The 19,171-nt window shown below is 69.6% G+C and carries 17 protein-coding genes; 11 read left to right on the forward strand and 6 right to left on the reverse strand.

Annotation, left to right across the window (positions count from 1 at the left end; genetic code table 11):
- Window positions 1-5 precede the first annotated feature (5 nt).
- Window positions 6-308 (forward strand): SHOCT domain-containing protein, encoded by a 303-nt coding sequence (locus tag ACWGO0_RS14740; protein ID WP_453533475.1) that lies wholly within the window; start codon window positions 6-8, stop codon window positions 306-308.
- A gap of 3 nt (window positions 309-311) precedes the next feature.
- Here ACWGO0_RS14740 and ACWGO0_RS14745 read toward each other — a convergent pair whose 3' ends face one another.
- A complete protein-coding gene (locus tag ACWGO0_RS14745) occupies window positions 312-1,226 on the reverse strand; it encodes a YhjD/YihY/BrkB family envelope integrity protein (protein ID WP_453533478.1) in 915 nt (304 codons plus the stop codon).
- A gap of 179 nt (window positions 1,227-1,405) precedes the next feature.
- The gene (locus ACWGO0_RS14750; RefSeq protein WP_453533480.1) at window positions 1,406-1,966 is read right to left on the reverse strand and encodes a type 1 glutamine amidotransferase domain-containing protein; all 561 of its coding nucleotides are present in this window, start codon (window positions 1,964-1,966) and stop codon (window positions 1,406-1,408) included.
- Window positions 1,967-2,143: 177 nt separating this feature from the next.
- On the opposite strand from ACWGO0_RS14750, the gene ACWGO0_RS14755 reads away from it, so the two are divergent.
- A complete protein-coding gene (locus ACWGO0_RS14755; protein WP_453533483.1) occupies window positions 2,144-2,533 on the forward strand; it encodes an STAS domain-containing protein in 390 nt (129 codons plus the stop codon).
- Window positions 2,534-2,549: 16 nt separating this feature from the next.
- On the opposite strand, the gene ACWGO0_RS14760 is transcribed toward ACWGO0_RS14755, so the two are convergent.
- From ACWGO0_RS14760 to ACWGO0_RS14770, 3 genes are all read right to left on the reverse strand, one after another.
- The gene (locus tag ACWGO0_RS14760; RefSeq protein ID WP_453533486.1) at window positions 2,550-3,107 is read right to left on the reverse strand and encodes a hemerythrin domain-containing protein; all 558 of its coding nucleotides are present in this window, start codon (window positions 3,105-3,107) and stop codon (window positions 2,550-2,552) included.
- 25 nt (window positions 3,108-3,132) lie between these two features.
- A complete protein-coding gene (locus ACWGO0_RS14765) occupies window positions 3,133-3,522 on the reverse strand; it encodes a DUF2267 domain-containing protein (RefSeq protein WP_453533740.1) in 390 nt (129 codons plus the stop codon).
- 195 nt (window positions 3,523-3,717) lie between these two features.
- Window positions 3,718-4,635 carry a S1 family peptidase gene (locus ACWGO0_RS14770; protein WP_453533489.1) on the reverse strand — a complete coding sequence of 306 codons (918 nt, stop codon included), beginning with the start codon at window positions 4,633-4,635 and terminating at the stop codon, window positions 3,718-3,720.
- Window positions 4,636-5,328: 693 nt separating this feature from the next.
- Here ACWGO0_RS14770 and ACWGO0_RS14775 point away from each other — a divergent pair.
- The 5 genes from ACWGO0_RS14775 (at window position 5,329) to ACWGO0_RS14795 (ending at window position 15,570) form a co-directional block, all read left to right on the forward strand.
- Window positions 5,329-7,359 carry a prolyl oligopeptidase family serine peptidase gene (locus ACWGO0_RS14775; protein ID WP_453533492.1) on the forward strand — a complete coding sequence of 677 codons (2,031 nt, stop codon included), beginning with the start codon at window positions 5,329-5,331 and terminating at the stop codon, window positions 7,357-7,359.
- Window positions 7,360-7,526: 167 nt separating this feature from the next.
- Window positions 7,527-8,969: a glycosyltransferase gene (locus tag ACWGO0_RS14780; RefSeq protein ID WP_453533495.1), complete on the forward strand. Its 1,443-nt coding sequence runs from the start codon at window positions 7,527-7,529 to the stop codon at window positions 8,967-8,969.
- Between the two features lie 15 nt (window positions 8,970-8,984).
- Window positions 8,985-10,508, forward strand: a complete 1,524-nt coding sequence (locus ACWGO0_RS14785; protein ID WP_453533498.1) for a DUF6056 family protein — start codon at window positions 8,985-8,987, stop codon at window positions 10,506-10,508.
- 197 nt (window positions 10,509-10,705) lie between these two features.
- Window positions 10,706-12,559 (forward strand): HSP90 family protein, encoded by a 1,854-nt coding sequence (locus ACWGO0_RS14790; RefSeq protein ID WP_453533501.1) that lies wholly within the window; start codon window positions 10,706-10,708, stop codon window positions 12,557-12,559.
- Entirely contained in the window at window positions 12,556-15,570 is a 3,015-nt protein-coding gene (locus ACWGO0_RS14795; RefSeq protein ID WP_453533504.1) for a tetratricopeptide repeat protein, read from the forward strand. Before ACWGO0_RS14790 ends, ACWGO0_RS14795 begins: the two co-directional genes overlap by 4 nt.
- Window positions 15,571-15,640: 70 nt before the next feature.
- On the opposite strand, the gene ACWGO0_RS14800 is transcribed toward ACWGO0_RS14795, so the two are convergent.
- Window positions 15,641-16,444 (reverse strand): endonuclease I family protein, encoded by an 804-nt coding sequence (locus ACWGO0_RS14800; protein ID WP_453533507.1) that lies wholly within the window; start codon window positions 16,442-16,444, stop codon window positions 15,641-15,643.
- Window positions 16,445-16,651: 207 nt separating this feature from the next.
- Between ACWGO0_RS14800 and ACWGO0_RS14805 the strand changes: the two genes are divergently transcribed.
- From ACWGO0_RS14805 to ACWGO0_RS14820, 4 genes are read left to right on the forward strand one after another with little or no spacing between them, the layout of a single operon-like run.
- Window positions 16,652-16,996: a hypothetical protein gene (locus tag ACWGO0_RS14805; protein WP_453533511.1), complete on the forward strand. Its 345-nt coding sequence runs from the start codon at window positions 16,652-16,654 to the stop codon at window positions 16,994-16,996.
- Between the two features lie 55 nt (window positions 16,997-17,051).
- On the forward strand, window positions 17,052-17,351 hold the full coding sequence (locus tag ACWGO0_RS14810) for a DUF6355 family natural product biosynthesis protein (RefSeq protein ID WP_453533514.1): 300 nt from the start codon (window positions 17,052-17,054) through the stop codon (window positions 17,349-17,351).
- Between the two features lie 59 nt (window positions 17,352-17,410).
- Window positions 17,411-18,550, forward strand: a complete 1,140-nt coding sequence (locus tag ACWGO0_RS14815; protein ID WP_453533517.1) for an AI-2E family transporter — start codon at window positions 17,411-17,413, stop codon at window positions 18,548-18,550.
- Window positions 18,551-18,593: 43 nt separating this feature from the next.
- Window positions 18,594-19,136, forward strand: coding sequence for an MOSC domain-containing protein (locus tag ACWGO0_RS14820; RefSeq protein ID WP_453533520.1), 543 nt, complete (start codon window positions 18,594-18,596; stop codon window positions 19,134-19,136).
- The last annotated feature ends 35 nt before the right edge of the window (window positions 19,137-19,171 follow it).

A 19,171-nucleotide genomic window follows, 5' to 3' on the forward strand; every position in this document is an offset into this window, starting at 1 on the left:
ATCAGATGCCTGGTCTACTCCGTGGGATCGCCCGTACCGCCGTGGTCGCCGGGACGGCGACCGCGGTCTCCAACCGTGTGTCGCGACGTCAGGCCGGCCGCTGGGCCGAGCAGGACACCGCGCAAACCGCCCAGCAGCCCGCCTACGCGGCCCCTCCCGCGGCCCCTCCCGCGCCGCCGGCCGAAGCGCCCGTGCCCTCGATGGCGAACAAGATCGACCAGCTCAAGGAACTCGCGGAACTCAAGGCGCAGGGCGTTCTCACCGAAGCCGAGTTCGAGAACCAGAAGAGCCGCATCCTCAACTCCTAGCGCCTACCTCGGGCTTCGGTCCGTGACCGTGGCCGGCCGCTGAGCCGAATCCGTGCCCAGGCGGCCGGCCAGGCGCGTCTCCTGTGCCAGCACGGCGCCCATGGTGATACTGGCGGCGACCGCCACGCAGACCACGATCAGCCACGACAGCAGGGTGAACACCGGGCCCAGCGAGCCGTACTCGGACAGTGTGCGATTGAGCGCCACGGGCATGTAGAAGCGGGCGCCTACCGACAGGGCGGTCACCGCCGCGGCAGCGATCACGGCCCCGGGCAGCAACGGCAGCCAGCGGATACGGCCACCCATCAACAGGTGCTGGGTCCACCACCACAGAGCCGTCTGGCACAGCACGGTGACGGGAAGGCCCAGCCACAGCCCGGCGCCGAACCCGTCCCGCAGGGGAGCCTGCACCACCAGTACGGTAGGCCAGACGGCGATCCAGACGATCCACCGCCACGGGGCGACCTTCGTTCCCCCTCGCGGGATCTCCCAGGCACGATGGCACAGACGCTGGACCGCCCGGCTCACCGCCGTGGCCGAGAGCAGCACCATCAACGTCCCGATGACTCCGGTGACCTCGCGCAGGGACGTGGTGTTCGAGTGGTACAGCTGCTCCAACTGCGCGTTCGAGGCGCCCGTGAGCCCGAAGACCGCCCGCAGGGAGCTGACGAGCTGGTCCTTCACCGCCTGCGGCGCGAAGGAAGCGAAGACGAACAGCAGCGGGACCACGGTCAGGAAGCACTGTGCGGCCAATCGGGTGGCGGCGTCCAGGATGTTCACCGAGATCATCCGGGCGGTCAGATGCGTGACGATCGGAAAGCGCGCTTCCGCCGTACTCCGGAGCCGTCGCGCGGTGACCATCACGTCGTCGGACTTCGCCCGCCAGCGTGAGCAGTGCACGGGCTCTTCGGCAGCCACTACAGGAGCGTCGGCGCGCCGGGGGCCGACGGCGTGCCGGTCACGGTCAACGGTGTCTGTACAGCAGTCGGCGTCATGCTGCTCCCTTCCCTGCGTACAGCCTGCCGGACGGCATGCTGCCCGGCATTTCGGGGCAGCGCACCGCGCGACCGTACGCCGGGCCGGAGCCGCGAGGAGGTCTATGCCGCGAGTGCCTCGTCGATCTCGCGTACGAAGGGTTCCAGGTCACCGGGGTTGCGTGAGGTGATGAGGTTCCAGCCGCCGGTGTCGTCGGTGACGACCGGCTGGTCGGTCCAGTCGCCTCCCGCGTTGCGGATGTCGGTCTTCAGCGAGGCGTAGGAGGTGAGCCGTTTCCCCCTGAGCACACCCGCTTCGACGAGAGCCCACGGCCCGTGGCAGATCGCCGCGACGGGGCGCCCTGACGCCGTGAAGGCGCGGACGATGTCGGTGGCGGGTCCCTCCAGGCGGAGCCTGTCCGCGTTCAGCGTGCCGCCCGGTACGAGCAGCAGGTCGTAATGTGCCGGATCGGCATCGGCCAGAGTGAGATCGGGCCGGACGGTCTTTCCCGGATGCCTGTCCCTGACGAGCGTCTCGATGGCGCCCATCGAAACGGCGGCGATGTCTACCTGGGCGCCCCATCCGCGTAGATGCTCGACCGGCACCGCGAGTTCGTCCCGCTCGACACCGTAATTCGTGACGATGGCCAGCACGTTCCGCTTGCTCACGTCGTTCTCGGTCATCAGCTGCCACCTTCCCTGAGGTGCGCCGGCCGTGTCGGGGCCGAGCAGCGGCTCTTCAAGGCTAGGCCCTGTCCGTCGGCGCGCCTCGCCGTCCCGCCCCCTCGGCTGCGGCATCCTCTGTGGCTGATCCGGGCAGACGGCGAACCGAGCGCACCTCGGCAGATGGAGGGCAGGGGAGTGACGGTCTCCTTCGGGACAGCGTTTCAGCGCACCGGAAGTTCGATTCTGGTCAGCGCCGCCGGGGACCTTGACGCCGCAGCCGAGCCGCTTCTCGCCCGCGTCCTCGACAGCGTGCCGTCAGGCGCCGCAGTGGTGATCTTTGACATGCACGGGGTTCCGTTCATGGACTCGGCCGGACTGCTGCTCTTCCTCGATCTGCACCGGCGGGCGGAGTGCCGAGGTCTCCGGGTCCTCGTCGTCGGCTGGCGGGCCCAGCCGCAGCAGGTGATGGGCGCCCTCGCCGACCTGCCCTGCGGTCACGCGTATCCCCGTGAACGCGCCGCGCTCATGGGGTTCCGCCGCATGGTCGAGGAGCGGGCCGAGCGGCAACGGCAGGGCAGCCCGTAACCGCGTACCTTGCGGTTCAGTGCGGGCGTCCGCTCAGCGTGTCGCGGAGCCGGTCGACGAATCCGACGCCCGGTGCCACCAACCTGATGCCGGGCGGCGAGGTGGGCAGGAAACGGTGGGGACGGGTCGGTGCCTTCTCCATGGTGCGGCGCACGTGCCGCGCCAGCAGTTGCAACTCCTGCGCCGAGCAGGTGCGGGCCAGCTCCGGGAAGAGCCGTACCTCCTCGTCGCGGACGTGAGCGAAGATCTCGGCCTTCAAGCTCGTGAACCGCTCGGTGAAGCGCGGATCGTCGCACTCCAGGTCCTCCAGTTCCGTGAGGATCTCCTCGATACGGGTATGGGCCGCGATCTCCTCGTCGGCGAGCGCGCGACCGTTCCGGAGGCGTGCGCGTACCACCGGATAGAGGTGCGTCTCCTCGGCGACAGCTGTCCGTACCAGCAGTGATGTCAGCTCGTCCGCCCGCTCGCGGCACCGCAGGTCCTCCACGGGCAGGGCTTCGATGCGGGCGATGAGCCTCTCGGTCTCACGGTGATCGGCCTGAATTTCCGCGATCACGGTGCTGCCGTGAATCATGGCGCTCTCCTTCGCGGCCACCGCCTCAGTCCTCGGCGGGAGCTTCGAGCGGACCGGGCCGCCCGAAGAGCAGGTCGTACCCAGGGGGCAGCTGAAGCAGCAGTCGCCGGGTGAGGTCCTCGCCCGCGGCGTCCGCGGCGACGCTCAGTACGGCTCCGACGTCCCACACGGCGGTCTGTTCGGTCGCTCCGTCGATCCACGCCGCCGTGGCCCGTACGAACCTCTCGGGGGAGAGCGGTTCGGCCGCTTGCAGAGGGTTGAGGAGGATGAGGGCGAACGTGTCGGGCAGCCTCGCGGCCAGTTCGGAACGTTCTTGGCCCACCAGGTGTGCGCCGAGCAGTGCGAGTACGGTGCGAGCCGCCCGTTCCGCTTCGTACGGCGAGCCGTAGCTGCCGCGGTCCTGGACGGCGTCCATGAACGCCGGCCAGCTGATGTGAGTCACTGGTGACCTCCCTGGGCGTGCGGGAGGAAGCCCGCAGGCTCTCTCCGTCCAGGATATCGGCACGGCCGAGGGCCGGCGATCAGGAGAGGATCGCCGGCCCGGGGTGTCCGTGAAGCTACTGCCGCCTGCCCGATCCGCGAATCCGGCGGACCGTCGGTTCCGCCCGCCCTAGAAGACGCTCACGCCGTACGCGCTGAGCGCCTCGGTCACCGGCTGGAAGAACGTGGTGCCGCCGCTGGAGCAGTTGCCGCTGCCGCCCGAGGTGAGGCCGAGAGCGGTGCTGCCCGCGAACATCGAGCCACCGCTGTCGCCCGGCTCGGCGCAGACGTTGGTCTGGATCATGCCGTAGACGACGTCGCCGCCGCCGTAGTTGACGGTCGCGTTGAGCCCGGTGACCGTGCCGCTGCGCAGGCCGGTGGTGCTGCCGCTGCGCTGGACCGCCTGGCCCACGTAGGCGTTGCCCGCGCCGGTGATGTCGCGGTAGCTGCCGTTGTAGAGGTAGACGCGGCCGTCCGCCGCCGAGGCGTTGGAGTGGCGGATGATGCCGTAGTCGTTGGTCGGGAAGCTGGTTCCGGCCCGGGTGCCGAGCAGCGTGGTGTTGGCGGAGTTGGTGTACCAGGTGCTGCCGATGTTGGTGCAGTGGCCCGCGGTCAGGGCGTAGTACGTGGTGCCGCTGCGGACGTTGAAGCCCAGCGAGCAGCGCCCGCCACCCGCGTAGATGGCCTGGCCGCCGGCGATGAGCTTGTTGAACGTGCCCGCGGTGCGCTTGATCTCCAGCGATGTGGCGCGGTCGCCGGCCGCCTTCTTGATCTTCGCTATCTCGGCGGCGGAGACGGTGGAGTCGGCGGTGAGGACGATTCTTCCGGTTGCCTTGTCGGTGTACCAGGCGGTGCCGGCCACATCCGCCGCGCCTACGGCGTCGCTGGCGACGGCGAGTTGGGCGGTGGTGGCCCGGCTGTCCTCGACCGTGGCCGCGGACGAGGTGGGTGCGGCAAGCGCTGCGGCAGCCAGGAGTGCGGTGGCCACGGCGATGAACCGTGCGCCGTTCGCGACGCCGCCGAGGGGGGACAGACGCTTGAGATTCACTGCATCCTCCGGTGGGAGTGGGGGGCTCGCTGGGTGGGCGGGCCGAATGGAAGGGACCGGCACGTCGGACGGGGAGTGCTCCGTCATGGACCTGCCAATCTCGACGAGACGAATCCTGGGTGCAGGGGAGTTGCGTCGCAAGGACGCCTTTCGGCCGTCTACGCGCGTTCATGTGGACCGGAGCCCCGGGGGCGAGGCGGTGGCACGGGCGGACGACCGGAGCGGGTGCGGTGGGGGGACGGATTGCAAATGCTTGCGGAAGTTTGCTGATGGTGCTTCAGGTGACTGTGGTGAGTCCGCCGGGGGAGCCCCGGCGGTACGAGGCAGGAGCGGAAGGAGTCATACCGTTTCTCCAGTTCAATCGCAGCGCCGCACCGTCGCCGCACCCCACCGCCGGCTCTCGCCGCCGTCCCGCAGCACCGGTCCCGTTCGTGCTCCGAGGACATAGCTGGCGCACAGAAGCGCACGCGGTCCGACACCGGGGGCGGGACCGGAAGAGGCCGGCTTCGTGCCCCGCCGAGTCCGCCGCACGCCCCCGCCCCCGAGTACCGGCACCGCGTTAACGCCTCAATCGTTCCCCTTCGCCCGGGTCGGCCCGGTGTCTTGTTCCCGTCACCGCCAGGCGTACGGCGCCGACGGGCGAGGGCGAATGTGGTCGCGCAGTGCGTCCGGGACCTGCACAATTCGGTTGTGATGGATGACGACCCGTACCTGTGGCTGGAAGACGTCGAGGGCGAGGCCGCACTCGACTGGGTGGCCGAGCGCAATGCGGAGACGGAGGCAGCGCTGACCGCCGGCCCGGGGTTCGCCTCCCTGAAGGACCGCCTGCGGGAGGTGCTGGACGCCTCCGACCGCATCCCGTACCCCACCCGCCGCGGACCGTTCCTCTACAACTTCTGGCGCGACGCCGAGCACGTACGCGGGGTGTGGCGGCGTACGACACCGGAGCAGTACCGCAAGGACGCTCCCGAGTGGGAGATCCTGCTCGACGTCGACGCGCTCCGCGCCGCCGAGGGCGAGAAATGGGTGTGGGCCGGTGCCCGGGTGCGCCACCCCGCCTACGACCGCGCGCTGGTGTGTCTCTCGCGCGACGGTGGTGACGCCGTCGTGGTCCGCGAGTTCGACCTCGCCACCCGGTCATTCGTCCAGGACGGGTTCCAGGTCGAGGAGGCGAAGACCCGGATCGACTGGATCGACGCCGACACCGTCTTCGTCGCCACGGACTTCGGCCCCGGCTCGCTGACCGACTCCGGCTATCCCCGTACCGTACGCAGATGGCGACGAGGTACGCCGCTGGAGGAAGCCGTCCCGGTCTTCGAGGCCGAGACGGAAGACGTGTCCGCCTGGGGCCTGCACGACAGCACACCCGGCTTCGAGCGGGACTTCGTCGGGCGCTCCATGGACTTCTTCCACAGCGAGACGTACCTCCTGGCCCCCGACGCCACGCTCGTGAAGATCGATGTTCCCGACGACGCGCGTGCCTACGCCCACCGCCAGTACCTGATCGTCACCTTGAAGTCCGACTGGCTCGGACACCGCGCGGGTTCCCTGCTGGCATTCGGCTTCGACGCCTTCCTGGCGGGCGACCGCACCGCGCACGTCCTGTTCACCCCGGACGTGCGGACGGCCCTTTCAGGGCACTCATGGACCCGTCACCATCTGATCCTGGAGACGATGCACGACGTCAGCACCCGCATCGAGGTGCTGACCCCCGCCCCCGACGGCGAGTGGGCGCGGAAGCCGCTCGCGGACGTTCCGGCGCTGTCCGCCGTCACCGTGGTGGACACGGACCCGGACGTCTCCGACGAGTTCTTCCTCGACGTGTCCGGGTTCCTGCAGCCCTCCAGCCTCTACGGCGGGCAGGTCGGCGCGGACACGGAGCTCATCAAACAGGTCCCGGCCCGCTTCGACACGACAGGTCTGAGGGTGGACCAGTCCTTCGCGACCTCCAGGGACGGCACTCGGGTGCCGTACTTCGTCATCGGCCCCGACCGTGCCTCCACCGGTCCGGGCCCCGCCCTGCTCTACGGCTACGGCGGCTTCGAGGTCTCGCTCACCCCCTACTACGGCGGGGTGAGGGGCCGGGCGTGGCTGGAGCGGGGCGGCACCTACGTGATCGCGAACATCCGGGGCGGCGGAGAGTACGGCCCCGACTGGCATCAGGCCGCGCTCGGCGCGGAACGGCCGCGCGCCTTCGAGGACTTCGCCGCCGTCGCGGCGGACCTCGTCGCGCGGGGGATCACCACCCCGGCCATGCTGGGCGCCGAGGGCGGAAGCAACGGCGGCCTGCTCATGGGCGCGATGCTCACCCGCTACCCGCAGCTGTTCGGCGCGATCGTCACGCAGGTGCCACTGCTGGACATGCTCCGCTTCCACAAGCTCCTGGCCGGCGCCTCGTGGATCGCGGAGTACGGAGACCCGGACGACGAAACCGACCGCTCCCACCTCCGCGCGATCTCCCCCTACCACCACCTCACCGCGGACCGGGCCTACCCGCCGGTCCTCCTGATGACGTCCACCCGAGACGACCGCGTCCACCCGGGCCACGCCCGTAAGACGGCCGCGCGACTGCGCGAACTCGGCCACCAGGTCCTGCTTCACGAGAACACGGGCGGCGGCCACGCGGGCGCCACGGACAACGAACAGTCCGCCCACAACAACGCCTTGGTGCACACGTTCCTGTGGCAGCACCTCGCCCAGCCTCCGCGTGCGCTGTTCGAATGAAAAGGAGAAGTGTTCCGCGCGTTCGGAGCCCGTATAGCCGTGCGGAACGGTGCAAGACCGCACAGTGGACCGCGTCGGAGGACTGAGTACCAGGCCCGATGCGCGGGTCCCGGGTCGTCACCCGTCACCCAGAGACAGGCGGCCGGCCGATTCCGGGGAGCGTGAAAATGACTGCCCTTCAGCTGTCCGTCGTCGTGCCGTGTTTCAACGAGGCCGAGGCGATCGAGACCTTTCACGCCGCGTTGCTCGCCGCCCTCGCGCCCCTCGGGGACGAGCTGGAAATCTGTTACGTGGACGACGGCAGCACCGACGGGACACGGCTTCTTCTCGGCGGCCTCGCGGCACTGGACAAGCGCGTCCGGTACACCGCCTTCAGCCGGAATTTCGGCAAGGAGGCCGCCATGCTCGCCGGACTCCGGATGTCCCGAGGTGCTGCCGTCGTGCTGATGGACGCAGACCTCCAGCACCCGCCCGAACTGATTCCCCGCATGCTGGAACTGCACCGGCACGGCTACGACCAGGTGATTCCGCAGCGCGACCGCGCGGGCGACGGAGTGCTGCGCACCGCGCTCAGCCACACGTACTACGCGCTCGTCCGCCGCTGCATGGACGTGGAAGTCATCGACGGATCAGGGGACTTCCGGCTGCTGTCACGCCGGGCGGTGGACAGTGTGCTCTCGCTGCCGGAGAGCAACCGCTTCTCGAAGGGGATCTTCTCCTGGATCGGCTTCGACACGGTCAGCTTCCGGTACCGGAACAGGGAGCGTGCGGCCGGGCAGTCGAAATGGGGCAGCAGGAGGCTGCTGAACTACGGCATCGACGGACTGCTGTCCTTCAACAACCGCCCACTGCGCCTCGCCATCTACACCGGCTTCTGGGTCTTCGTCTCGGCGCTCGCCTACGCCCTGTGGACCATCGTGAACGTCGCACTGAACGGTGCGGAAACACCCGGATACGCCACTCTCCTCACCGCCGTCGTTGCGCTCAGCGGCATTCAGCTGGTCACGCTCGGCGTCATCGGTGAGTACGTGGGGCGCATCTATCACGAGGCGAAGCACCGTCCCCCGTACGTCGTACGGGAGACGAGCGAATCGTGCCCGGTACTGCCGGCCCGACCGGAACCGGTCGTCTCGGGAGAGCTGAGCGAACTCGCGGCCGGCCGGTCGCGCACCATGCGCCAGTTCGCCTCGTTCGTACTGATCGGCTGTGTGAACACGGCGGTGTATCTGGCCGTCTACTACGTGCTGAACCAGTGGATCCCGTATCTGCTCGCGCATGTCGTGGGCTTCACGGTCAGCGTCATCGGCTCGTTCCTGCTCAATTCCTACATCACCGTGGGGACGAAGCCGAGCTGGCGTGGGCTCGTGCGCTATCCGCTGTCGAGCGTCATCAACCTCGTGGCATCGGGCGCGCTGCTCCATCTCGCTGTCAGCGGCCTGGAGATGGACAAGAACCTGGCCGCCCTGTTCGCGGGTGTGCTCGTCACGCCGGTCTCCTTCCTGCTGGCCCGGTGGGCGATCGTGTCGGGCCGACGCGCGAGTGCGGCACCCGACAGGCCGGACGAATCCCCTTCCTCCGAGCCACCGATGATCAAGTCCGACAGTCTTTGAAAGGCACGTCCGCACATGGTTGGCAGCGCCCCGGGAACCGCCGTTCCGGAACAGCCGGACGAGAAGGGCCGGTCCGACGAGAAGGGCCCGCGGCCGAACGAACCGCACCGTTCGTCGCGAACACGGCCGGGGCCCGACCTCTGGGTTGCCGTCCTCGCGCTGCCGCCGCTCGTCCTGCTCGCCGCCGCGTCCTGGTTCGGGCGCTGGGTCCGTCCCAGTGCCGACGACTGGTGCTTCCTGCCGGTCGTCCGGGACGAGGGCATCGCCGGCATCGTCGGCAAGTTCTACCTCGACGACAACGGACGGATCGCGAACGGGCTGCTGGTCGGTGCGTACGCGAAGTTCGGCGTCGCCGGACACCAGTGGTTCGCCCTGGTCAGCGGCGTACTCATGCTGGGCATCCTGTGGGCGGTGACCGTCGCGGCACTGCGCCGAGCGGCGCTCACCGTGCCTCGCGGCACAGCGCTCCTGATCGCCGCCATGGTCACCGCTCTGTTCCTCTTCGTGACGACCAACACCTACAAGACGTTCTACTGGCCCGCCGCCTCGGTCTCGCACACCGTGCCCCCTGTGCTCGCCTGCGCCGCGGTGATTCCGCTCCTGCTTGCGCGGTCGCGGCGGGGGAGGACCTTCGCCCTCGTCGTCGCCCTGCTCATGGGACTGCTCATCGGCACGCTGTCTGAGGAGACCACGGTCGTCGTGCTGGTGGTGCTCGTCGCCGTCATGCTCATCGGCCGCTGGGTCTTTCCGGCACACGCCAGGGCCTACGGGTGGGCGTGGTGCGCGGCAGGCATCGCCGGGACCGGGATCGGCGCCCTGATCCTGCTCGCCTCACCCGGATCCATGGCCCGGCGTGAGCGGTTCGGTGCGCAGAGCTCCGCCATGCTCGCCCCCGACGCGCTCGCCGGGTCGCTGCGCGGATTCGCAGAGATCATCGTCACGATCACCACCACCTGGCAGTACATCGGGGCGGTCGCCGTGGGGCTCCTGCTCGGCCTGGTCGCCAACCGCGCCGACGGGCGCCCGAACCGCCCGCCCACGCACTGGCCCCTGCTCGCCGCCACAGGCACACTCGCGGTCCTCGTCGCCGGATTCCTCTGTACGGTCATCACCTACCCGGCCTTCGGCCCGCGCGTCGCGGTCGCCAACCGGCTCTGGAACGACTACCTGTTGCTGTATATCGCGCTGCTCGTCGGCGCGGGACTGCTCCTCGGCCAGGCCGTCCGGCAGCTCGGCCGGAATACCGCCCCCGTCAAGGCTGTCTGCGCCGCTCTCTGCGTCCTGGTGTGCGTCGGGCCGGCCATTTCCCTCCTGCATCTCGACACCAACATGCGGGCGCGGGCCGAGCGCTGGGACCACCAGGACCGGTGGCTGCGTGAGCGGGAAGCGGCCGGTGCCGAAGTGCTGCCCTACAAGTCGGTGACGGTGAGCGGCATGCTGGAGCCGTTCAGCAGGCAGGGGCGCAGCCCGTGGCCGGCGTCGTGTGTCGCCGACTACTACCACCTCGAACGCGTCACGTACTCGACGCGGCTTCCCTGATCCGCAGCCGGTCTGCACGCCTGCGGCCGACGACGCACCGGACCTGGACATCACGCACGCCTCGCTCGCCTGACCGGCCCATATCTCAGGGGCGATTGTCAGTCGTCCCCTCTACGCTGTGTCTCAGTTCGCGATCTATGAGGGGGGGGTCCTCGAGGTCGCCTCTTCAACGATGCGTACACACGAGGTGATGCACCATGACTTCCGCCACCCCGGGCGAAAAGACGGCGCCGGACGTCAACAGCTTCCAGGTCGACCTGCGCGGGCTGGTCGACCTGCTGTCCCACCATCTCTACTCCAGCCCCCGGGTGTACGTCCGAGAGCTGCTGCAGAACGCGGTGGACGCCGTCACGGCACGCCAGGCACTCGACCCCGCCGCGCACATCCGCATCCGGCTCCACGCCGCGGACGGCACCGTGTCCATCGAGGACAGCGGCATCGGTCTGACGTCCGACGAGGTCCACACCCTGCTCGCCACCATCGGCCGCAGCTCCAAACGCGGTGGTGAACACGGTCTGGAGTCGGCCCGGCGCGAGTTCCTCGGACAGTTCGGAATCGGCCTGCTCGCCTGCTTCGTGGTGGCCCGACGGATCAGAGTGGTCACCCGTTCCGCACGCACCCCCGATGCCGCCCCGGTGGAATGGCTCGCCTCCGACGACGGCTCGTACACGGTCCGGGTGCTGCCCGACGAGGCCCGCACCGAGCCCGGCACCACCGTCCACCTGGAGGCGAGGCCCGGCGCGGGGGAGTGGATGGAGCCTTCCCGAGTCGAGGAACTGGCCCGCGACTTCGGCTCCCTGCTCCCGTACGACATCACGTTCGCCGACGCGGACGGCACCGAGCGCCAGGTCACCGAACGCCCCGCCGTCTGGGACCGCACCTACCCCACCCCGGCCTCCCGCCGCGTGGCACTCGCCGGGCACTGCACACGCGTCTTCGGATTCACCCCGCTCGACACGATCGACCTCGACCTGCCGGTCGCCGGTGTACGAGGCGTGGCGTACGTACTCCCGGAGCCGACCAGCCCCGCACACAAGGCAGGGCACCGCACCTACCTCAAGGGCATGCTGCTCACCGACCACGCCAGCAACCTGCTGCCCGACTGGGCCTTCTTCGTACGCGCCGTGGTGGACACGGATTCCCTGCGCCCCACCGCCTCGCGCGAGAACCTGTACGACGACGAGACGCTCGCCGCCGTACGCGACGCGCTCGGCGCCCGTGTCCGGCAGTGGCTGACCGAGCTCGCCGCGGGCGACCCGCAGCGACTCGCGGACTTCCTGCGCGTCCACCACCTCGGCGTGAAGTCACTGGCACGGCATGACGCGGAGCTCTTCGAACTCATGCTGCCCTGGCTGCCCTTCGAGACCAGCGACGGGAACCTCGGCCTGGAGGAGTTCGCCGCCGCCCACGACGAGATCCACTTCACCCGTACGGTGGAGGAGTTCCGGCAGATCGCCCCGATCGCCGCCGCCCACGGCCTCGGTGTCGTCAACGCCGGCTACACCTACGATGCCGAGCTGCTCGCTCTGCTTCCTGCCGTCCGGCCCGGTCTGAAGGTCACCGAACTCGACGCCGGAGCCGTCACCGACCGGCTGGATCCGGTCTCCACAACCGCTGAGCTGGCCCTCGCGTCCTTCCTCGCCACCGCGCGCACCCGCCTGGACCCGCACGGCTGCGACGTGGCCCTGCGCGCGTTCCAGCCGGTGAGCGTGCCCGCGCTGTTCCTGGACGACCGGCAGGCACGTCACGAGCGGGACCGGGTCACCGCCCAGGAGAACGCCGACTCCCTGTGGAACGACATCCTGGGCTCACTGCGCGGATCGGCACCCCGGGCACGGCTGGTCCTGAACCACAACAACCCGCTGATCCGCCGGATCGCCGGCCTGCCCGACGAGGAACTCACCGGTACCGCCGTCGAGTCGCTGTACGGCCAGGCCCTGCTGATGTCGCAGCGGCCTCTGCGCCCCGCCGACTCCACCCTGCTCAACCGGGCCTTCCTCGGGCTTCTGGAATGGGCGACGCACTCGAACCCCCAGGAGAACCAGAAGTGACCACCATGACCCCGGATGAGATCAGTCGCGAGCTGGGCGAGAACGCCCGGGCCCCTTATGGGACGGCCCGCAACGCCCATGCGGAAGCGCTCGGCGCGGCGGCCGAGGCCACCGGAGACCGAGAGCTGTTCCGCCGTGCGCTCGTCGTCCTCATCGAGGCGTACGAGTACAGCGCCGAGCGCACCAAGATGGTGGTTCCCTTCGCCCGGCTGCTCCAGGAGTTCGACCGCGACCAGGGCGCCTTCGCCTCCCACGAGGTGCACCGCCTGTTCTGGCGCTTCAAGTGGGTGGCCGGGAGGATCGTCGAGTCCCCGGAGATCCCGCTCACCGCGGTGGACGGCTGGCTGAAGGACATGGAACGCCGCTACCGACTGGCCGGCTACAGCGAACGTGCCGTGCGGCAGGCCGAGTTCTACCTGGCCGACGCGACCGGCGACCAGGCCCGGATGGAGCGTGCCATCACCGGCTGGGCAGCGGCCGAACGGGACGCGATGAGCGACTGCCATGCCTGCGAGATCAACACCCAGGGCTGGTACTGGGCACGCAAGGGCGACGACGCGAAGGCGATCGAGGTCTGGCAGCCGGTCCTCACCGACGGCCTGGGTTGCATGGAGGAGCCCCACCGCGTGCTCGCCCACGCCCTGCTCCCGCTGGTCCGGCTCGGCCGCCCCGACGAGGCCCGTACGTACCACCTCCGCGGCTACCGCATGGTCCGCGGCAAGGAGAGCCTGCTCCGCTCCATCGGTGAGCACATCGAGTTCTGCGCCCTGACGGGGAACGAGTCCCGCGGTCTCGAGATCCTCGCCGAGCACGCCGCCCACCTCGGCCCGCTCGCGGACGTCGAGTCGCAGATGGAGTTCGCCGGGGGAGTCCTCGTACTCCTGCGCCGGCTCACCGACCTGGGACACGGGGACGGCCCCACCGTCACGTACCAGGGCAGGAACCGCAGCGTGAAGGAGCTGTACGAGCTGCTGTTCACCGCGGCCACGGACATCGCCGCCCGCTTCGACGCTCGTAACGGGACGGCGCTCGTCTCCCAGCGGCTGGTCGACCGGATCGGACAGCAGCCCCTGGCCGCGTCCCTTCCCCTGGGCGTGCGCAGCGCGGAGCTGCCGCCCGCGGCCGTCCGGCCCCGGGCCACCGGGCCGGACGGGGACAAGGCCCCTGACATCGCGGAGGACGGCACCGGAGGGACCGGTGCGGAACCGGACTTCAGCACGCTCGTCGCCCGTGCCCGTGCGGCCAGGCAGAAGGGCCACCCCTCCGCCGACGGGCTGTGGGCGCAAGTGGCCAGGCTCGCCGGGACAGGCAGGGGAGACGCGGGCGACACCGTGCTCTCGGACCCGGCGCTGGCCGGGGACCTGCTCGTGCACCGGGCAACGACCGCGGCGAGCACCGGCGACCCGACGGCGCGTTCCCTGTACGCCGAGGCAGCCGCGTCCTATCGGGCGGCGGGACAGCACGGCCGGGCGTCTCGCGCGGACCTGGCAGTCGCGGGATGCGCCACCCAGTTCGGCGCCGAGCCCACCGAGATACGGGACCTGCTCGCCGCCGCCCTGCGGTCGGCGCAGGCACTGGACGGGACCGACCCGGAACGCCCCCGCCGGCTCCTCGGCGCCGAACTCACCGCCCTCCGGATCGAGTCGCACCTGCGCGAGCGGGCGTCGACCGAACCGGAATCGCCCGTGGACAACCGTCTGGTGGCCGACCTGGAAGGCTTCGTCACCGCGTACGGCAACGAGCCGGCGGCCCTGACAGCCGGTCCGGAGTCGGTGGCCGACCTGGTCGCGGACAGCGAACTCCTGCTCGCGAAACTGGCTCTGGCGGTCGACGACCTCGACCGCTCGCTGCCGCTGCTCAGCTCAGCTGCTGAGCGGCTCCTGGCAGCGGAGCAGCCCTGGGACGCGGTGGAACCGCTGTCCATCCGGGCGAGCGTGCTGGCCGCGCGCGGAGAGCTGGACGCCGCGGAGTCCACCGCCCGCACGGCGCTCGGACACGCCGCCGAGCTGCCCGAGGGCGCCGACCAGGCCGGCGTACGGATGACCCTCGCGGAGGTCCTCCTCCGCCGGGGCGGAGGAGCCGAAGAGGCGGCCCTGCACGCCCTCGACGCGACGCACTGGCTCGACCAGGCCGGACTCGCCGCCACGACGGGGGCCCGCGCCAGGCTGATGCTGGCCCAGGCGTACGCGGCGGACGAGCGCACCGTCGAGGCGGCGGAGGTGCTCCAGTCGGCCCTGCCGGACCTGCTGGAGCTCGGCGAGGGCGATGGCGTACAGGCGCGGGAACTGCTCGGCGGGCTGCTCCGGGAACTGCACGATCCGCGCGCCGCCGCTGAGCAGTACCTGCTCGCCGCGGAGACGGCCAAGGGGTGGGACGAGCCCCGGTTCGAGGCCGGTTTCGCGCACTCGGCCGCGGAGGCACTCGCCGCCGCCGGTCTGCAGAGCGAGGCCGAGGCCGCCTACGGGCGGTCCCTGGAGCTGTGGCGCGGAGTGGGCGGCAACCAGGTGGCGGAGGCGCGGGTGCTGCGCTCACTGGCGTGGCTGGCCGCGGAGGACGAGGAGGAGGACGAGGAGGACGAAGCGTCCGACGCCCGGTTCGCACGCGCGCGTGAGCTGATGGAGCAGGCGCTGTCCGTCGTCGAAGGCTCCGAGGAGCCCGCGCTGCGCTATGAGCGCGCCCAGACCTGGCAGCAGCTGGCCCGGCTGCTTCAGGACACGCTCGACGAGGACGAGGACGAGGCCGGGTCATCGAAGAAGGCGCACGCCACCCGGGAGGAGATGGTTCGCCTCTTCGATCAAGCCGGGGCGCTCTACGCGCAGTTCGGAGACGGCGCACTCGACGAACGCTTCCAGTGCGTGGCCTACGCGGCGTGGACGGAACGGCAGCTGGGCCGCGCCGACAGCGGAACCGCCCGCGTCGCCGCGTTCGTCACCGAACTCGCCGCGTGGGAAGGCCCCGAGGCAGCCGGTCTGCGGGCTCGGGCGGAGAGCCTGCTCGACCAGCTGACGTAGGCCCAGGTCCCGCTGCCCGAGGGCTCATCTCCCCACTGCGGCAGGGAGATGAGCCCTCCTCGCACGCGGTCTACCAGATCGCTTCGACCCACTCGGGGTGGTCGATGAACGGATTGCGGTTCTTCTGGTAGGTGTCGAAGATGACCTGGTTGCGCTTCTCCTCGAAGGCGCTCGGCGGGTCCTGCGCGTTCCACTGCTTCAGTACGGAGAGGCGGCCGTGGTACGGGACGCTGCCGTTGGAGACCGAATCGTTGGGCTCCAGATCCGCCCAGGCATCGTCCCCTTCGTAGCGGACGGCCATGTAGAGGATCATGCGGGCCACATCGCCCTTGTCCGCGTTGCGCGGCTCGAAGGAGTTGGAGTCCGTGTAGCTGCCGGCGGCGCCGCTGACCGCACTGCCGCCGTTGTCGAAGTCCTTGTTGCCGCGGATGCTGTTGACCTGTACGTCCGCGGGGCGCAGGTGGTGGAGGTCGGTGCCGGGGCCGGACGAGGTACCGAAGCTGCCGTGGGACTGCGCCCACACGTGCTCACGGTTCCAGTCTCCGACGTCCCCGCCGTTGAGAGTCTTGCTGCGCGAAAGGCCGCTGTACAGCAGGATCACGTTGCCGCTGTTGTTCGGGTCCTGGTCGGTGGCCTTGAGCGCGTTCCAGACCGCGTCGTACGAGATCTTGGTCTGGGGGCTGATGATGGTGTGCAGCGAGGACTTGAGGCTCGTGCCGGTCTTGCCGATCGCGTTCTTGTAGTACGTGCTGTCGTACGCCGTGGTCGTGGCGCTCGCGGGACTCGCGGCGACCGTCGGAAGGGTGAGGCCGACGAGTACGGCGGATATGGCTGCCGCAAGCGCCTTCCATCTGCCTATCTGCGCAACGGACATGGGGGGTGCCCTTTCCCGGGGACGGCACGCGAAGGAACGCGGTTTCCGCCTCAACGGCGCCGCGTTCTACGCGTGTTGACTTTTTGTAACCGGGAGCATGGCACGGGGCAGCTGCCGGTCGCGTAACCGGGAGAAGGCTTTTCCATGACGTTCTCGCATACGGCGCGGCCCCGCCGGGCTGCGGGTCGTACCTCCCGCGCACTCCCCATGGAGCAGGTCATTATCGAACTGGCTATTTATGGTGGTGGCCATGAAGACGGGATCCGCCTGGCCACCTGGGCCCGTCTGGAACGCACCTCCACGGGCAACCTGTACGACCGCCCGCCGGAGCTCGACGCGAGACGCGTCAAGTCGATCGAAGAGGCACAGGCCAAGGGGATCATCGACCCGTCGATCGCCCCGCACGAAGTGACCGCGACCGGCGCCGCGAGGCCCTCGCCCTCGCGGTCCGGCGTGCATTCGCACCTCCTGGCCGATGAGCCGAAGCCCGATCGGCTGCACTTACTGCTCCGTTCGGGGCAAACCGGCGATCGGAGGGAGAACGGCCCGTGATCATCGAGTGTCCGAGTGATCAGCGCTCGGGAAGATGATCAACGAGGAGATCGTGATGCGCGTTCGTCAATCCCTGCTGGCCGCCGGTGCCGCAGCCGCACTCGTCCTGGGACTCGCTCCGGCTGCGACCGCCACGGCCACCGGCGGGCACGCCGTAACCGCCCTGAACCCCTGCGGGTTCTACGAAACCGGCTCCGACGCCCGCTACAACCACTGCACGTCCGACGGATCGAACGTCATCATCGAGGTCGAGGTCTTCGGTCCCAACTACGAGCGCTGTGTGGGCCCCGGTGACCACTGGCTCGGTTCGGCGAGCAGCATTCAGGGAGCCCACTACGCCGGCCGCACCTGCTGATACCTGAGTCGCGCGGCGGCCGTTTCGGAGTACGGCCGGAGTATCAATAGGGTGATCCCATGTCTGCCACGTTGAGCTCCACGAAGAGCGCCGCCGCGCTACGAACAACAGCACGCGTTTCCGTCGAGTTGCTGCTGGTCCTTGTCGCCGCGGCGGCGGCCTTGTGGTTGCTGGGTCGGATGTGGCCGGTCGTCTGGCCGATAGTCGTGGGTCTGTTCCTGACCACGCTGACGTGGCCCCCCACGCGCTTCCTCCGCCGCCGCGGATGGCGCCCCGCCCTCGCGGCGTCTTTCGTGACCGTGCTGTTCCTCTTCGTCGTCACAGCCATCGTGGCGCTGATCGCGGTGCCGGTGACCTCCCAGTCCGGCGAACTGGCCGACGGTGTGGTCGAGGGCATCGAGAAGATGCGCGAGTGGGCCGCCGGACCGCCGCTGAACATCGGCGACGACCAGATCTCCGGTGCGCTCGACACCGTCATGACACGCGTTCAGGACAGCGTCGGCAGCATGGTCAACGCCGTCGCCACGGGTGTGGGCACCCTGCTCAACGGAGTGGTCACCGCATTCCTTTCGCTCTTCCTGATGTTCTTCTTCCTCAAGGACGGGCCGCGGTTCCTGCCGTGGCTCACGCGTCAGCTCCCCGGCCGGCTCGCCACCGACGTCCCGATCGTGGCCGCGCGCGGCTGGGAGACTCTGGGCTCCTTCGTACGCTCCCAGGCATTCGTCGGCCTGCTCGACGCCGTCTTCATCGGTGTGGGTCTGTGGATCCTGGACGTACCCCTGGCGCTTCCGCTGGCCGTACTGACCTTCATCTCGGCGTTCGTGCCGATCGTGGGCGCCCTGTTCGCCGGCTTGGTGGCGGTGCTCATCGCACTGGTGTCGAACGGCCTGACGGACGCGCTCATCGTGCTGGCGATCATCGTCGTGGTGCAGCAGCTCGAAGGCAACGTGTTCCAGCCGATGATCCAGAGCCGCGGACTCGGACTGCACGCCGCGGTGGTCCTGCTGGCGGTGACGCTGGGCGGCAGCCTGGCCGGCATCGTGGGCAGCCTGCTCGCCGTTCCCGCAGCCGCGCTGGTCGCGGTGGTCTGGAACTACCTGCGCGAGCAGCTCAGCGAGCCGCCGCTGGAGCCGGAGCCGGAGTCCGACGACTCGTACGTACCTGCTCCCGCTGCACCCGCGGCTCCCGCCGCATCGTAACTCCCGCCGGTCAGGACGCAGGTCTTCGAGAGTTGGGGCCGGAATGGCACACGTCACTGCCGTGAGCAGCAATGAGACCTACTCGTTCAGCAAGCCGAACCGCACGAGCATCACGCTGCTCGCAGGTCTCGGTGTGGAGGGTGATGTCCATGCGGGGGAGACCATCAAGCATCAGTTCCGCATGACGTACGAGCCGGACCTGCCCAATCTGCGCCAGGTACACCTCATCCATGAGGAGCTCTTCGACGAACTCGCCACGAAGGGGTTCATGGTCTCCGCGGGCCTGCTCGGGGAGAACATCTCCACGCGGGGGATCGACCTCCTCGGCCTGCCGACCGGGGCGCTGCTGCGTCTTGGCGAGGAGGCGATCGTGGAGGTGACAGGACTGCGCAATCCGTGCTCGAAGATCAACGGGCTCCAGCAGGGCCTGCTCCAGGAGGTCTTCGAGCTCGACTTCGTGACCGGTGAGTTCGTGTTCAAGTCAGGGATCATGGGCGTGGTCAGGCAAGGGGGCGGCGTTCGCCCCGGTGACGCGATCGACGTCGAGCTGCCTCTCGGACCGCACCATCCGCTTGAGCGCGTATAGATGTCGAGACCGCCGATTCATCGAATGGATGTGCG

It is taken from the genome of Streptomyces sp. NPDC055749, assembly GCF_053617235.1.

Excerpts from the sequence above, each read along its gene's own strand:
- ACWGO0_RS14740 (WP_453533475.1), top strand. The coding sequence starts at position 6 with ATGCCTGGTCTACTCCGTGGGATCGCCCGTACCGCCGTGGTCGCCGGG.
- ACWGO0_RS14750 (WP_453533480.1), bottom strand. The coding sequence starts at position 1,966 with ATGACCGAGAACGACGTGAGCAAGCGGAACGTGCTGGCCATCGTCACG.
- ACWGO0_RS14760 (WP_453533486.1), bottom strand. The coding sequence starts at position 3,107 with ATGATTCACGGCAGCACCGTGATCGCGGAAATTCAGGCCGATCACCGT.
- ACWGO0_RS14765 (WP_453533740.1), bottom strand. The coding sequence starts at position 3,522 with ATGGACGCCGTCCAGGACCGCGGCAGCTACGGCTCGCCGTACGAAGCG.
- ACWGO0_RS14775 (WP_453533492.1), top strand. The coding sequence starts at position 5,329 with ATGGATGACGACCCGTACCTGTGGCTGGAAGACGTCGAGGGCGAGGCC.
- ACWGO0_RS14780 (WP_453533495.1), top strand. The coding sequence starts at position 7,527 with ATGACTGCCCTTCAGCTGTCCGTCGTCGTGCCGTGTTTCAACGAGGCC.
- ACWGO0_RS14785 (WP_453533498.1), top strand. The coding sequence starts at position 8,985 with ATGGTTGGCAGCGCCCCGGGAACCGCCGTTCCGGAACAGCCGGACGAG.
- ACWGO0_RS14790 (WP_453533501.1), top strand. The coding sequence starts at position 10,706 with ATGACTTCCGCCACCCCGGGCGAAAAGACGGCGCCGGACGTCAACAGC.
- ACWGO0_RS14800 (WP_453533507.1), bottom strand. The coding sequence starts at position 16,444 with ATGTCCGTTGCGCAGATAGGCAGATGGAAGGCGCTTGCGGCAGCCATA.
- ACWGO0_RS14805 (WP_453533511.1), top strand. The coding sequence starts at position 16,652 with ATGGAGCAGGTCATTATCGAACTGGCTATTTATGGTGGTGGCCATGAA.
- ACWGO0_RS14810 (WP_453533514.1), top strand. The coding sequence starts at position 17,052 with ATGCGCGTTCGTCAATCCCTGCTGGCCGCCGGTGCCGCAGCCGCACTC.
- ACWGO0_RS14815 (WP_453533517.1), top strand. The coding sequence starts at position 17,411 with ATGTCTGCCACGTTGAGCTCCACGAAGAGCGCCGCCGCGCTACGAACA.
- ACWGO0_RS14820 (WP_453533520.1), top strand. The coding sequence starts at position 18,594 with ATGGCACACGTCACTGCCGTGAGCAGCAATGAGACCTACTCGTTCAGC.